At 45.8% G+C, this 15,830-nt stretch carries 12 protein-coding genes and 1 tRNA gene; 6 read left to right on the top strand and 7 right to left on the bottom strand.

The window, feature by feature from the left end; translation table 11 throughout:
- Positions 1–25: 25 nt before the first annotated feature.
- The 5 genes from GO755_RS28965 to GO755_RS28945 all read right to left on the bottom strand — a co-directional run bounded on the left by GO755_RS28965 (position 26) and on the right by GO755_RS28945 (position 2,154).
- Positions 26–553: a hypothetical protein gene (locus GO755_RS28965; protein WP_157588875.1), complete on the bottom strand. Its 528-nt coding sequence runs from the start codon at positions 551–553 to the stop codon at positions 26–28.
- Positions 532–996: a hypothetical protein gene (locus GO755_RS28960; protein ID WP_157588873.1), complete on the bottom strand. Its 465-nt coding sequence runs from the start codon at positions 994–996 to the stop codon at positions 532–534. Before GO755_RS28960 ends, GO755_RS28965 begins: the two co-directional genes overlap by 22 nt.
- Before the next feature lie 191 nt (positions 997–1,187).
- Positions 1,188–1,442, bottom strand: coding sequence for a hypothetical protein (locus GO755_RS28955; RefSeq protein ID WP_157588871.1), 255 nt, complete (start codon positions 1,440–1,442; stop codon positions 1,188–1,190).
- A gap of 3 nt (positions 1,443–1,445) precedes the next feature.
- Positions 1,446–1,724 carry a DUF6932 family protein gene (locus GO755_RS28950; protein ID WP_394351052.1) on the bottom strand — a complete coding sequence of 93 codons (279 nt, stop codon included), beginning with the start codon at positions 1,722–1,724 and terminating at the stop codon, positions 1,446–1,448.
- A 356-nt stretch (positions 1,725–2,080) separates the two neighbouring features.
- Positions 2,081–2,154 (bottom strand) — tRNA-Arg (locus GO755_RS28945).
- A gap of 170 nt (positions 2,155–2,324) precedes the next feature.
- Between GO755_RS28945 and GO755_RS28940 the strand changes: the two genes are divergently transcribed.
- Positions 2,325–2,660 (top strand): hypothetical protein, encoded by a 336-nt coding sequence (locus GO755_RS28940; RefSeq protein ID WP_157588867.1) that lies wholly within the window; start codon positions 2,325–2,327, stop codon positions 2,658–2,660.
- Positions 2,661–2,676: 16 nt separating this feature from the next.
- Here the strand turns inward: GO755_RS28940 and GO755_RS28935 are convergent, their stop codons facing one another.
- Complete coding sequence (locus GO755_RS28935; RefSeq protein WP_157588865.1) at positions 2,677–5,565, bottom strand: glycoside hydrolase family 9 protein; 2,889 nt, start codon at positions 5,563–5,565, stop codon at positions 2,677–2,679.
- Between the two features lie 234 nt (positions 5,566–5,799).
- Between GO755_RS28935 and GO755_RS28930 the strand changes: the two genes are divergently transcribed.
- Together GO755_RS28930 and GO755_RS28925 are read left to right on the top strand one after the other, a co-directional pair.
- Positions 5,800–7,833: a beta-L-arabinofuranosidase domain-containing protein gene (locus GO755_RS28930; protein WP_157588864.1), complete on the top strand. Its 2,034-nt coding sequence runs from the start codon at positions 5,800–5,802 to the stop codon at positions 7,831–7,833.
- A gap of 151 nt (positions 7,834–7,984) precedes the next feature.
- Positions 7,985–8,458 carry a hypothetical protein gene (locus tag GO755_RS28925; protein ID WP_157588862.1) on the top strand — a complete coding sequence of 158 codons (474 nt, stop codon included), beginning with the start codon at positions 7,985–7,987 and terminating at the stop codon, positions 8,456–8,458.
- Positions 8,459–8,466: 8 nt separating this feature from the next.
- On the opposite strand, the gene GO755_RS28920 is transcribed toward GO755_RS28925, so the two are convergent.
- Complete coding sequence (locus GO755_RS28920; protein WP_157588860.1) at positions 8,467–8,823, bottom strand: nuclear transport factor 2 family protein; 357 nt, start codon at positions 8,821–8,823, stop codon at positions 8,467–8,469.
- Positions 8,824–8,922: 99 nt separating this feature from the next.
- Here GO755_RS28920 and tpx point away from each other — a divergent pair, with 99 nt between their 5' ends.
- From tpx to GO755_RS28905, 3 genes are all read left to right on the top strand, one after another.
- The gene (tpx, locus tag GO755_RS28915) at positions 8,923–9,447 is read left to right on the top strand and encodes a thiol peroxidase (RefSeq protein ID WP_157588858.1); all 525 of its coding nucleotides are present in this window, start codon (positions 8,923–8,925) and stop codon (positions 9,445–9,447) included.
- Positions 9,448–9,799: 352 nt separating this feature from the next.
- On the top strand, positions 9,800–12,244 hold the full coding sequence (locus GO755_RS28910) for a TonB-dependent receptor domain-containing protein (protein WP_157588856.1): 2,445 nt from the start codon (positions 9,800–9,802) through the stop codon (positions 12,242–12,244).
- A gap of 301 nt (positions 12,245–12,545) precedes the next feature.
- Entirely contained in the window at positions 12,546–15,830 is a 3,285-nt protein-coding gene (locus GO755_RS28905; protein WP_157588854.1) for a SusC/RagA family TonB-linked outer membrane protein, read from the top strand.

Raw genomic sequence — 15,830 nt, 5'->3', positions numbered from 1 at the left:
ATGCGTGTAGTGGGTTATATAGGGGCTACAACTTTGTAAAGAAGCCTAGACTTGCTAGTAATTGATTTATAGAGCTTACTTTATTTGCGTAGATGTAAGGATTATCTGCTGCCTGTCTGTTGCCTTTGGGATCGCAATTGCGTATACACTCAGTTACGTTCTTCTCATTACGATTTAATAACCGGGCGAATAGTTTGCCTTTATTCTCAGTAGTTAGATTTTTAATAGACGGTATGTCAAAAACACCTAACTCATTTAGTAATAAGACTTGGTCTTTGGTGGGGGTATCATTTATTTGCCTTGCACTAAATTCTGCTTTATCTGAGATAGGATCAATAAGTAACCCATTTGTAAACCTGAAGTAATGTTCTATTTGCTGTCTATGTCTTTCATACACTTCGGGGGAATAGAATTTGACGTTTTCTATAATCTTCAGCGCCCATGATGAAAGGGCATTTAACAGGATGGAAGAATATTCTACATTTTCTAGCTCTATTTTAGTTTTAGGCTCTCTGTAATGCCTTACTCCATCTACAAAAAAATATCTCCCCATACTTTTAAACAACTTTCATGCACGTCAGTGAACGTTGGTAAGATGAGGTTAACTAGATTATCCATCAAATATGCAGCCTCTCGATTTTGTAATATTGACTCGTTTTTACTCTGAAACATCTCTCTCAATTCTTTATCAAGATTGAGCATAAGTATGTACCATTCTTGCAAATCAAAGTCAAAACTATAGTACTCATCATCACCATTTTGCTCCATTTCTGGAGGATAAGATAAATTAAAAAATGTAGTTTCTACATTAAATACCTCTTTTAATGATGTAGTAATATCGTCGGTGTGACACTCTATATCCCACTCTAGTCTTCTCTCAATAATTAGCCCAGTTAGCTGAATTACTTTGTCCAAATTGAATGTCTTTGAATCTGGATGCAGTATTCTTCTCTTAGCTAATTGAGCACGATCATAATAGTTTATTGACTTGGCCATATTTGGTTTGGTCGTTAATTAGTAGTCAGTCAGATTATAAGGTTATACTAGATTGTAAAATAATGCAGATAGCGAGGGAATCAAACCCACAGTACCCCAAAGGATACTTTTATTTTTTTAAACAACAAAACATATTGCCGATATTAAGCGCATCACAATGGTATAATTTAATGCATTCCAGTTATTGTAATTTATGCTGCCTGACGATTTGGCGGTACCTGAACAACTAATCCGATAGGTTGCACCAAATCCGCAAACTCCCGTACGTATTCGTCCCGTAGTTCGGTATACTGCCGAATAGCTAACTGGTCGGGTTTCTCCTGAACTGTATGTCGGTCTATAGCCGCGTTTGTGCGTTCTATTAAGTCAAGCAACCGGGCAACCATTGCGGCCCGTTCATCAGCATTTGCCGGTTGATTGTCGTTTAAATGTTCATAGATTTCCATTGGTCAGTAGGTTAGTTCCAAGAATCCTTTATTGCCCTTTGGTTTGGGCGTATTAAATCGAAAACTCCAATCGGCCCGGTCAAGGTCAAACAACCTGTAATTCGGATGATCGGCGGGGTAAACCCGAACGAAATACCCGTCAACATCAGTCTTACGCAAATAGTGTAATTGCCGTAAACTGTCAAAAAATGGCTCATATTGTTCATAGCGCCTAAAGTCAATAAACGTTACCATATCAATATCGTTTGGGTTTCTTTTGCGAGTTACAAAACTCCCGTAAATACCTCCCCGTCTGGCAAATTGTTCTTTATTTGTGTATTGTACTGTTGATAGGCATCGAACAAGTTTCGGCGGGTAGTCGAATCTATAAATCCATCTACAAATATTCTTTCAAGCGTTTCTATATTGGTTGTTATTGCGCTATAGGGGGTCAGATAGCCCAATTTATCAAACTGCAAATCGTTGGCCATAGCTATTGAAAATCAGCCTTTTCACCTAATTCTTTAATGTATTGGTTAAATTTTCGGTTAGTTAAAGATGTAGCATATAACCACCATATTAGCCAGGACACATATCATTTGTTGTACCTAAAACAAAAAAGCTAGTCAACAAATAAGTTAACTAGCTTTTTTTCAATGTGATCCCGATTGGATTCGAACCAATGACCGCCTTCTTAGAAGGAAGATGCTCTATCCAGCTGAGCTACGGGACCATTTTTCAGCCGCAAAAGTACGCTGATTGCGGCTGTTTTGCAAAAACCAGCGCATCAATATTAATTCATCGGATTACCTTCGGGCAAGGCAGATTGAACGGATACCCATAACATTTAACGTGTTTAGGCAGTTAGGTAAGTGTTAGCATCCTTAATTTCACTACATACAAATGGCCAGTCAATCCGAAAATCTGAAAGTTATCTTTTTTGAGTCCGCATCTGAAAACAAATCAGGGAAGGTGATTGCTGATGGCTATTTCAGCTTTGTACCTACGTTTAAAGAAGGGGATACCATCAATATGACACTAGCCCGTCGGGAGGCTACCAATGCCACCGTTCACAACCCTATCGGACATAAAACGCATCGAGTTGACAAAACAGATTGGGTGTTGATGGTTGACGAACGTTCTAAAAATGCCCTGGCAACGTTGGTTGTATCGGTTTCAAAAATTGACCTTATCGATAAAGTAGCAGAGACGCCAGACATCGTGGCTACGCATGGATAGCTATTGCCGTTGGTTGTCAGTTTCCTAGATTAAGCTTTCCGCCGTTTATATACGTAAGCTTTCCTTTCAGTTCCAACTTTTTGGCGTTGACGACCATATCGACTATAACGACATGACTTTGTTGGATCAAAACACGGTCTGTAATCGACGGGACTCGTCCGCATGTCCAAGTCGTTGCATCATTCCAATTGCCTGATTTTACGCTGGTTATCATATCGGTATAACACATCGTCTGAGCAAGTAGTCGAAGGTAAGCTCCCTGCGAATAAATGGCTGGCTCATTAAGTTGCCATGAGTTTTCGGGGTAGCTTGTATTCCAGGCTTTGTAGGATTTCTGGATCGGCTGGTTTTGCGGTGGGCTAATCACTGGCCCCGAGTAAGCCGCATCGGGCGTGTAGGTTGGGTTGGCCCCGCCCATCAGGTAAGCCGGTGGCGGATTAAAATCGAAGACGGTTCCATCACCAAACCAGGAATGATACATTGTTGGAGCCGAAAATTCACCCCCGTAAGCACTCATGTTGGTCAGGTAACAATAGGAAGTGGGATTCACGCCATGCAGGTAATGAATAAAACCCATGCCTGCATCTCGATAATTCGTTTTGTTGACAGCATCCTGACTATAGGTATTCATCGAAAAAAACATATTTCCCTGGTGAGCTTTCGTTTCATTACTGCCCCAGGTATAATTATCGTTTTTCAGAAAAGCGCGATAGGCATCCGATTGACTCAGATAAGCGGGCAAATTATCACTGTTACTCGTTTTAAGGCTAGTTGTGTAGGCAGATAAAATCGCGTTTTTAACGCTGGTCGTAGCACCCGGAGCACGGGCATAATACAGCAACGCATCCTGATAAGTAGCCTCAAACGGATAAGCAAATCCCCACTGAATCAGGTGAATCTGATTATAATGCGCATCGAAAAACATCCTGTATGTATTATCGCCGGTGAGCACATATAGAAAAGCAGCTGCGGCTACTCGTCGTGCCAGCCGATCATGATCGGCGTATGTAGCCGCCACACTTTGGAAACCCGTATTGTTAAAGAGTACTGCCGAGTTAGTGTCTGCCCAGTTGAACGCTTTGATGGCCGCGGTTTGCAGGGTGTTCCCATAGGTCTGCATCTGCGGATTACTCAACGATTTAAACTGAATAGCTGCCAGCGCAAATACGGCGGCACCTGTGGCGGTGGCATCTGTACTGGCTGCTCCGTAGCGTCGAGGGTGTGTATCCGCACTGGGTGGTGAAGTCGCGCTAAAGTCCGTCACCGATACTTTATGAAGCAGCGACCCATTGGGTTGTTGCATACGACGCAACCAGTCGAGTTCCCACTTTACTTCGTCCAGTAAATCGGGAATGCCATTCCCTGATTCCGGGATGTTGAAATCATCGGTCCAGGCTGCGGGATTTTCCTGATAGGCCAGTAACATATCGACAAGAGGGCCATAGGTAAACGGTACGTATTTGTTGTAATCGCCTGCATCGAACCAGCCCCCCTGTAAATCCAGCGAGGTAGCCGCTGCCGTATTGCTCACCAGCCGACAATCAGTATCCTGTTGAGCGCCCAGAAAGGCAGCACCGTCAGTCCAGGGTGTTTCTGCGTAGGGTGTTTGTTTAGCAAAACCACTCCGTTGATAGAAGAAAACACGGGCAGCCTGTTTCAACACGGGTTGGTAGACCGTATTGCTGATCTCAAATGTGTAAGAGCGTTTACGCTGAAGCGAATCATAGACATAATATTGGCCCGCTTCCTGAACAGCCGAAAAATCGAACCACCAGGCTTTGTCGCCCGATTGCGTATGTGTAGTCCCTCCATTCCAGGCCACGGGTGCTCCTCGGAAAACTACAGCATCATTATTTGTTTTACGGATTTGATAATAGCTGGATGGGGTAAACGTTTCAGCTGCATTGTAGCCCGTTTGTGGGCCACTAATAACGGCAATTTTCTTAGCCAGAGGCAAGTAGCCAAACTGATCAACTTTCAGGTGGTTATCAATTTCAGGGTAACTGTTTAGTTGGTATCCTTTAACGAAATTCCAAATCGTTTGTGCCACATTGAACTGGGAGCTCCATCCATGCGTCGCATCTTTCGTCATGAGCAGGATAACCTTTTTACCTGATCCACAAAAAGTTAACGAGTCTACATTTGGATTAAAGGCCGTTGTTGTGTAGGAGCTCCAGTTCGTACAATTTAAGCCCGAGTAGTTCGATAGCGGCCATACATAAGCGGGTGTTTTCGGGTAAGGAATAATCGGCGCATCGACCGTAGGATCGCCTTTACTGTGGATATGCAAAACGGGAACAGGGGTGTAGGTATTAGCCGAAAAATACGTGTTCAGATACGCATTATTTCCCCACAAACTAGCCGCAACCGGTGCAAAAGCCGCGATTTTGTTCGGTAACGTCATGCTCAGGAAATAGCACATATACCCACCTCCTGAGTGCCCGGTCACGTACACTCGATTCCGATTGATGCGGTACTTCTGCGCGAAATAATCGATGAGATCAGCTGTAAACAGAACGTCGTCGGGTGCATTGGGATCGGGAGGATTCGGCCCATTTGTATCGCCTGCTTTACCAAATCCGGGTGCTGTATCGGCGTATTTATTGAATTGAATGCTCCCGCCGACAGTTACGGCATCGGGATAAACAGTGATAAAATTCTGTGCATTGGCAAGTGCATCCAGGCCCGCATACGCCTGAAATCCGGCCCCAGTTCCGCCATCGCCATGGAAACCAATGACGAGTGCCAGATTATCTTTGGGGATATTGGTCGGTAAATGATAGGAGAACGTGCGGGTTCGGCCACCTGAACTAAGATTCCCAGTACCATTAACTGGGCTCTGCGACCTGGCTATATGGACAACCAACACACTTAGTATAGAAACAGTAATTATGATGACTCGCATACTAGCTCATTATGTCTACCCAACCCACTTCAGTAACATGAATCACCCATCCATATGTAAATAAGTAAAAAAGTTAACTTATGCATTTCTTTTTCTCCCGAACGGTCGTAGGTTGTACCCAACGGTACAAGTAATCTCTTCTCGCGTTTAATCAGTAGTATAACCTTATCCTATTTCTTTGCTGTTCTTTACGTACCCAATATGGGCAACGATTAACCTTGGTTTTACCCATTTATGCGCCTAACCCTGTTGTGTCTGATTGGCTTAGTCACGGCCATCCACGCGAGTGCCCAACCTCAATCGGTAAGCAAACCTGTCCTTTCCCGAACTTACCTGAACAATCGAAAGCCTCTCCGCCCCAATCCCTATATCGAATTACCGCTGGGAGCGATCAAAGCGCAGGGTTGGCTTAAGGAAATGCTTCTAAGGCAAAAAACCGGAGCTTCCGGCAGGCTCGATGAACTTTATCCGTCGGTTATGGGCAAACGAAATGGTTGGCTCGGTGGAGATGGAGACCAGTGGGAACGCGGCCCCTATTGGATAGACGGGCTATTGCCCCTCGCCTATCTGCTGGATGACAAGGAGTTGATTGCCAAAACGAAACCCTGGGTAGACTGGGCCATCAATAGTCAGCAACCGAATGGATACTTCGGCCCTTTGACCGATTACCCACACGAAGCAGGCTTACAACGTGACAACTGCCAGGACTGGTGGCCCAAAATGGTGATGCTTAAAATCCTGAAGCAGTATCACTCAGCCACTGGCGATCCACGAGTAATTAAGCTGATGACCAACTACTTCAAGTATCAATTGCAGCAGTTACCTACATTTCCGCTCGACCATTGGACATTCTGGGCACGCTATCGAGCTGGCGACAATTTGATGATCGTCTACTGGCTCTATAACCAGACCGGCGATGCATTCCTACTCAAGCTGGCCGATCTGCTTCACAAACAAACTTTCGATTATACCAACGGCTTTCTGCATACCAATATGCTCTCGCAACCCGGAAGCATTCATTGCGTCAATCTGGCGCAGGGTATTAAAGAACCGTTGATTTATTACCAGCAACATGCTGAACCAAAATACCTGGAAGCAGTAAAAAAAGGGCTCGCCGATATTCGCCATTATAACGGTATGGCGCACGGTTTATATGGGGGCGACGAAGCCCTGCATGGCAATAACCCGACTCAGGGTTCAGAGCTATGCACGGCGGTGGAGATGATGTTTAGTCTGGAAAGCATGATTGGCATTACTGGCAACGTTTCTTTTGCCGATCAGTTGGAAAAAATCGCCTTTAATGCATTGCCTGCTCAGGTAAGCGACGATTTTATGGGGCGTCAGTATTTCCAACAGGCCAATCAGGTTATGCTCACCCGGCATGTACGAAACTTCGATCAGAATCATGGCGGTACCGATGGTTGCGTGGGTTTACTAACCGGCTATCCTTGCTGTACGTCCAATATGCACCAGGGCTGGCCGAAGTTTACCCAAAGTCTGTGGTACGCTACCGCCGATCAGGGTTTAGCCGCATTGGTTTATTCTCCTAGCCAGGTGAAAGCGTACGTAGCAGGTGGAAACGAAGTGACGTTCACCGAAGAAACGACCTACCCGTTTAATGAACTAATTCGGTTTACGCTGACAACTGATAAGTCTGTAAACACCATCAAGTTTCCTTTCCACGTACGGATTCCAGCCTGGTGCAAACAAGCAACTATTTCGGTGAATGGTCAGCCGGTTAAAACGTCAGTTGGAAATCAGATTGTGGTCCTGAATCGGGCCTGGAAATCGGGCGATGTCGTCGAGCTACGTTTACCCATGCACGTTTTCAAAAACCAGTGGCACGAAAACTCGGTCTCTGTAGAGCGGGGACCTCTAACCTACGCGCTGAAAATGGGCGAAGAGTGGAAGACCGTCCAGAACGAAAAAGATCCAATTGCCTACGGAAATCAATATACGGAAGTGCGTCCTACAACGCCCTGGAACTACGGCTTGCTAGACGTATCGGATACGAAACTGCCGCAAACCGCTAAGGTGACTCAAAAAGAATCCGTAGCCAATTATCCCTGGAATCTGGAAAATGCACCGTCTGAAATTCGGCTAAAAGCCAAGCGCATTCCGTTCTGGCAACTGTATAGCGAGATGACGGGGCCGATTCCTTACAGCCCTATCTATAACCTGAAAGCTGAACAGGAAGAGGAGGTTATTCTGGTGCCTTACGGGTGCACGACTCTACGTATTGCCCAGTTTCCGGTTATTCAAAACTAAATCAATAGAACGCAGATTTTTATGATCGGTTATGGTCATTACAAAAATCTGCGTTCTATTAATCCTCATTTAACTGAAATTAAAAAGCCAATAAAAACAAAACTTTTTGTGAGTCGGAAAGTCATTGGTTAAAGCCTTAACCGTTAGCCTTATGAAAAAGCAATCTATCCTGTTTTGTTTAGCCGTACTGACTTGCGCAGCCTGCAAACAAGACGATCCTGCTGCCGATCCAGCCAGTATTTTGCAGGGTAATTATACCGCCTTTACCTACAGAGGCAATTCAACCCCTTTGCCATATCCTATAAACGGCAAGACATTTACGTTACAAATTAAGCGGATTACGAAAGACACCGTTCAGGTTGATATACAGGCAACGCCCAATGATGGCTTTTCGCCCGGTGAGAATCGTTCGTATCCGAAAGCGTACATTGTCAGCGTTCCGAATGGTCAGGGCAAATACACGTTCAACGTATATCTAACACCTCGCCCCTCGTCTAACTTGGGTTCATTAAAAGACGCCTTCCAATTTTATAATAGCGACAACAGTCAGGCGGATTATTACTACGTGCCCGTAGGTGGCAACCCTGCTATTGAAGTCGCCACCCGAATTAAACGGACTCAATAGAATCCTCATCAGATGTGCCTGATGTCCATTCGCCTAACCAGGCCATCTTCAAACTGGTAAACATGTTGCACCATTCCATCTGACAGAATACTGCCTGACGGATCTTTAACAACCTGATGGACATCCACTACGATGTGTCCTATGGGATCGGTTTCAAACCGAAGCGGCTCAACCCTTGGGTCCAGAACTGCCCATTGACGGGTCCAGTAGTCGCGCACGGCTTCGTGACCAATTACGCGGCCTCCTTCCCAGCCATTTGGCCAGTCTACATCAGGATGCATAGTGGTCAGAACTTCATCAATGGCTCGTGCGTTAAAAGCCGCGTAAGTATTCACTAACAGGATACGATAATCAAAATCAGGCATAACAGGGCGTGTTTGTTCGCCGGTAAATATCCTCACCTCTCCCCTTCGTGGTTGTCAGTTTGAATTGAGAATTTATCGGAATTCTGCTACCTTTCGGTCATGGAAGAACGAATCAACGAAGCCTTTGAATTGGGCGAAGCTTTGACCGTTGTAGGTCGCCAACTGCATCCGGGTGAGCCAGCCCCAGCCTTCGAACTAGATTATTTTAACCCTGCCACTTCGGCCATGGAACAGGTTCGGTTAACCGATTCTGCCGGAAAAATACGTCTGCTGAATGTGGTCAACTCAATCGATACGCCCGTATGCCAGATAGAAACCCACCGCTGGCAATCGTTGAGTGCCGATTTACCGGCCAATGTGATTCTTTATAGCATTAGTATGGACCTGCCTTTTGCGCAGGCTCGTTGGCACCAACTCGAAGGGGTCAACCATCAATCGTTATCAGCCCACCGCAGTGAGCAGTTTGGCCAGGCATATGGAGTACTTTTGAAAGAATGGCGCTTATTGCAACGGGCCGTGTTTGTTATTGATCAGCAAGACCAGATTCGGTACGCAGAGTACGTCGCCGATCAAATGCTGGAGCCGAATTATGAGGCTACACTAAAAGCCGTGAATAGCTTATAAAAGTCACTGAGCAGAGCAGCTTACTTCTCGATGAACACCTGAAATAAGCCAGTTAACCAGCTGGCAAGGCCAGGTCATAAATAAAAATTACATGGATCTGTAATATTTCCCTGACTAAGTCGTCTTCGGAGGGATAATGAACCTACGCCACCTCATCCCATCAACTGATTTGCCCGATAGACAACTTATTTTAACGACGGATGCAACATACGTAGATCCATCTCCATCTTTAATTCAAAATTAACGGAGACGCGTAAAACCGGATTACACGTTCCGTTACTCACCAAAATTTAACTCCTGCTGCCTTGGCTGCTCGCACCTAACAGGTTCTTCTTTCTGATTTTACTTTTCGATGAAACATCTTTTCACGCTGCTCCTGCTTGGCGTCGGGATTGCTAGTGCCCTTGCTCAAGCCCTCAACCCTGGTAAGCTCACCGGTTCGCTCACCGACTCTACAACGACTAAATCCGTTCCTTTTGCCACAGTTGCCCTGATGGACGGAACTAAACTTCTTACCGGCACCACCACCGACGGAGCTGGCACCTTTGTATTACCCAATTTGCCATTAGGTAATTATCGGTTAGTTGTGTCATTCGTGGGATACAAAACCAAAAATCTTCCGGTCTCCCTAACGACGGAGCACCCGTCCGTTCAACTGGGTCCAATTCTGATTGCTGCGGAGGGAAAAACACTGGGTGAAGTAACTGTAGCTGGTCAAAAAGCAATCGTTGAAGACAAAGGTGATCGCCTGGTTTATAATGCCGAAAAAGACATCTCGAATGCCGGCGGTACAGCTGCCGATGTTCTCCGAAAAGTACCAACTCTGAGCGTTGATATGGATGGCAATGTACAAATGCGGGGTAACGGAAATATCAAGGTGCTTATCAATGGCAAACCCTCGGCCATGATGGCACGAAACTTGGCTGATGCACTACGCCAAATGCCCGCGAATGTCATAAAATCCATCGAAGTCATTACCAGCCCTGGTGCCAAATACGATGCAGAAGGTTCTGCCGGAGTCATTAATATTATCACGAAGAAAGCCCTTCAGGGGTTTAATGGCTCCGCTTCGGTTACGGCGGGTAATTTAAACCGGGGAGTTGGAACTACGCTGAATCTGAAGAAGAAGAAGTTCGGTCTTTCGCTTTCTGCCAACGGCTACCAGTTTCGGAATAGACGGGAAAGCCAATCGGTGCGAACCAATCTGATGCCGAGTAGTGACGGGCCGAGCCAGCCACTGAGTATCCTAACCCAGACTAGTACTGCCGACAATACCGGTACGGGTGGATATGGCGAAATGAGTATTGATTATGACCCTGATTCAACGAATCATTTCAATTTTGCCGCCAACGTTTGGGGAGGTCATTACCCCAATAACAGTAGTGTGCAGAACCGGCTGACAAATCCGGCGGGGAATGAACTGCAAGCCTTTCGAAATGACATTCAATTCAGTAACCCCTATGGCAACGGCCAACTTGATTTGGGCTATACGAAATCATTCAAAAAGCCGGGTCAGGAGTTTTCGCTGCTAACCCAGTTCAGCCTAATGCCCGATAATTACTTTTACGATACAGATCGGTATTCTACATCCGAATCGTTGATCTATCGCCAGCATAGCAGTAACTATAGTCGCAATAAAGAATACACCTTTCAAACTGACTACACCCATCCGTTTACAATATATGGGCGAAAAGACACAACCAGTATCAAACTCGAAGTAGGCGCTAAAAGTATTCTACGCGACATTGGAAGCGAATACCGGGTTACGCAGTCGCTGGATGGACAAAGTCCACTGGTAGCCGATTCTTCTCAGTCAAATGATTTCAATTATACCCAACGGATTTATTCGGGCTATACCGCTTTGCGGATTGATACAAAACGAAAATGGAGTCTGAATGCCGGAGCGCGCTTTGAACATACCAATATCAAGGGTGATTTTTTTACCACTCAAACCAAATTGGCCAGTGAGTACACGAATTTGATTCCAAGCATTACCTTATCTAAAAGCGTTAAATCCCATACCCTGAAGATAAGCTACACTCAGCGTATCCAGCGGCCTATGATCTGGTCTTTGAATCCCTGGCTTAATCAGAGTGATCCAAAAAATATCCAGACTGGCAACCCTTACCTCAATCCTGAGTTGAGTCACGCCACCGAACTTTCCTACAATGTAAGTACGAAGAAGGGGCTATCGGTGAATTCGGCACTGTACTGGCGGCTGACCAACAATGCCATCGATTATATCTCAACGGTTGATGCAGCCGGAATTTCTACCAGTAAGCCGCAGAACATCGCTCAGCGGAAAGCCATGGGGCTAAACGTAAACCTAAGCAGTCAACCCGTTAAAAACTGGAATTTGAATGGAGGGGGTGATATTCGCTATGTAGATCTGTTCAGCCCGGCACTTAATCAGGGTAACAGCGGACTCGTCTGGAGTGTCAATATGAACACCAGCTACAAGCTAGCGCAAAACTACACCCTCCAGGCGAATGGTAATTATAGCTCAGGCTGGATTAGTTTACAGGGAACCAATACCGGTTTTTACTGGCACAGTATTTCAGCCAAACGTGAGTTTATGAACAAACAGGCTAGCTTAACCTTGGGGCTTAATAACCCGTTCATACGCGGGGTAAGCCAGACTAACCGGCAGTCAGCCCCAACTTTTGAGTCGGAGTCTACTTATTACTTTATCCGTCGTTCGGTTCGACTCACATTCGAATGGCGATTTGGGCAAATGAATGCTGGGGGCGGTAAAAAGGGTAAAAAGATCAGCAACGATGACAAAGATGGCCGATAAGTACGCTGGCTATTTCCCTCGAAAATTCTTTATTTTTTTGTAATCTTATTGATGCCACTTAATAAGAATCAGCCGCTACCTGCATAGGTGGGGGCTGATTAACATCGCGCTTTTTTTTTGCCTATTAGGCTACAAGTAACCAATAAAGATTTTTCAATTATTTATTTGCTTTTTAAAATATTTTACCAGCTGTCCTAATTCATCAAAAAATAGTAATAAAAGGGTAAAATCGGCTAAGTATAAAGACTTAAGTATTTTGCTTTAAGCTTTTGTTAATCCAATTAAATAGAGGTTAAAGCTTATGCAAAAACAATTTACCCATCAGAAGATCTTCTTTCTACAAGGAGATAACTTCCCGACAAACACGATCCAGCTCAGGCGAATCGCGTTCTGTTCTGTGTTTCTATTCAGCCTTTTTTGCTCGATTGGGGCCATTGCTCAATCGAAAGTAACTGGCAAAGTGATCGATGCGCAGGGCTTAGCGTTACCAGGGGTCAGTATTGTTGTAAAGGGTACAACAACTGGTACGGTATCATCTGCGACTGGTGATTACACCCTTAACTTAGCAAGGGGTAACGAAACGCTGGTATTTTCCTACATAGGGTATGTAACCCAGGAAATCGCAGCGACAGGCCGAAATTCGATTAACGTTACCCTCGCTTCAGACGACAAAATGCTGAACGAAGTCGTTGTAGTAGGGTATGGCGAGCAGAAGAAAGAAACCGTAACGGGAGCCGTAGCAACTGTAAAAGGATCTGATCTGATCAAGTCGCCAGCGATGAACCTGACTAACTCAATTGCGGGTCGGATGCCAGGTGTTATTGCCACCAACTCTAGTGGTCAACCCGGAAATGATGGTGCTGCAATCCGGATTCGTGGTTCAAACACATTAGGTAATACGGATGCCCTGATCGTTATCGATGGTGTACCAGCTCGGGCTGGGGGTATCGACCGGTTGAATCCAGCCGATATCGAAAGCATGTCTGTTCTGAAAGATGCTTCGGCTGCTATTTATGGCTCGCGGGCGGCTAATGGCGTTATTCTGGTAACGACCAAGCGCGGCAAAAGTGGCAAGCCTGAGTTATCCTACAGTTTCAATCAGGGTTTTAGCCAGCCAACCGTCATTCCTAAAATGGCAACGGCGGCTGAATATGCTCAATTGAACAATGAAATAAACGTGTATAACCTGCCTTCGCAGTATTGGAAAGATGCTTCGGCTGCTTTTGCGGCTACAGGTAGCTACACCCGGCCCGACGACAAGTCGGTTGCCAAAGCTGCTTTTACACCTGATGACCTTAAGAAATATCAGGACGGTTCGGACCCCTGGGGACATCCCAATACCGATTGGTTTGGCTCAACACTGAAAACATGGTCTCCTCAGTCGCGTCACACGTTGCAATTGGTAGGTGGTAGCGAAAATATTAAATACCTGACATCGGTGAACTATCAGAATCAGGATGGCTACTATAAAAACTCGGCAACGGGCTATAAGCAGTATGACTTCCGCATGAATCTGGACGCTAAAGTTAGCAAGTACATCAGTACCGTTATTGGTATAGTAGGTCGTCAGGAAAACCGGTTTAACCCAACAGTAGATCCGGGTTCTATTTTCCGGATGCTGATGCGGGGATATCCTAATAAGCCAGCTTACTGGCCTAGTGGTCAGCCAGCTCCTGACATTGAGAATGGTCAGCAACCGGTGTTAATCACGACCAACGCTACAGGTTACGATAGAGATACACGCTATTACCTGCAAAGCAATGCCAGCGTAAACATCACTAACCCCTGGATTCCAGGTTTGAAATTGACCGGTAGTGTTGCCCTTGATAAATACATACAACAAGGCAAAACCTGGCAAACACCCTGGACCGTTTACAGCTGGGATTATACCTCCTACGATGCGAACAAACAGCCGATACTGCAACCAGTACAGAAAGGCCCAGCACAGGCAACGCTTAATCAATATACGAACGACCAGCTGAATTCGCTGTTGTCCGGTATTTTGACGTACGACCATGTGTTCGGGAGCAATCACGCCATAACTGTACTGGCGGGTATTACCAAAGAACAGTCGAACTCGAACGGGTTCTCAGGCTATCGCAAGTACTTTGCCTCTACCGCTATCGACCAGTTATTTGCGGGTGGTAATGCTGAGAAAAACAGTAACACAACCGCTGCCTGGGAACGGGCTCGGATGAGTTATTTCGGTCGGGCAGGTTACAACTTCAAAGAAAAATACCTTGCCGAATTTCTGTGGCGATACGATGCTTCGTATATGTTCCCAGCATCGAGCCGATGGGGTTTCTTCCCTGGCGTATCGGCGGGCTGGCGTATTTCGGAAGAAGATTTTTTCAAGAAGGGCCTTCCTGCTATCAGCTCACTGAAACTTCGGGCATCATGGGGTCAATTGGGGAACGATCAGGTATACTTCAACAATACCTTGCGTGAATATGACTACTTGCCAACCTACGCATATGGCGACGTAGCGAATTCGACCTGGGGTTATGTAACGGGTAACCAGGTTGTACCAACACTCTATGAAAATGGCGTACCAAATAAGGCGCTCACCTGGGAAGTAGCCAACAATACAGATATTGGTTTGGAAGGATCAGCACTGAACGGCAAGATTTTCTTCGAATTTGACGTCTTCCAGAACAAACGGTCGAATATCTTATGGCGGAAAAGTGCTTCTATCCCTCAAACGACTGGTGCTACCCTACCCGCCACAAACATTGGTAAAGTTACCAACAAAGGGTACGAATTCCGGGTTGGTTACAATGGTCAGGCGGGCGACCTGAAATATAGCGTGAGTGTAAACGGCGGTTATGCCAAGAACACCATTACCTTCTGGGACGAAACACCAGGTGCGCCAGAATGGCAACGTTCGACTGGTAAGCCTATCCCAAGCAACGTTAACGACCCTAATCAGCAGAACGGAACGTTGATGTACCAATATGATGGTATTTTCTCAACCCAAGCCGAGATCGATGCTAACAAAGTGGATTACACCGGTGTAGGTGCCAGCTTATTACGTCCTGGCGATATGCGGCTTAAGGACATCGACGGAAACGGTAAGATTGACGGAAACGACCGAGTACGGGCCGACCGGAACAATCAGCCTCGTTTTCAGGGTGGTTTCAATGCTAGTCTGCGTTACAAAGGTTTCGACTTTAGTGTGCTTGTTCAGGCATCGACTGGTGGTCAAATCTTCCTTCAAACGGAGTCGGGCACGATCGGCAACTTCCTTCAATACAGCTACGATCACCGCTGGACAGTCGATAACCCAAGCACAGTCGATCCACGTATTGTTGACCGGAGCAATCAATATTTTTCGAACGGAACCAGCTACTGGCTGAAAAGCACCGACTATGTACGTCTGAAGAATGTTGAATTGGGCTATACATTACCAAGCACAATCGCCAACAAAGTCGGGTTAAACAACCTGCGGGTTTACGTAAATGGGCTAAATCTGGCTACTTACGCCCCTGCAATGAAGGGTCTGTTCGATCCTGAGTCGACCAGCAGCAGCGCGCAGTACTATCCCCAGTCTCGGGTTATTAACACGGGGTTATCTGTTAGTTTCTAA

This window comes from Spirosoma arboris (genome assembly GCF_009754945.1).
Lineage (GTDB): Bacteria > Bacteroidota > Bacteroidia > Cytophagales > Spirosomataceae > Spirosoma > Spirosoma arboris.
Note: the sequence above shows the minus strand (reverse complement) of the source record. Positions and strands in the feature narration are given on the sequence as shown.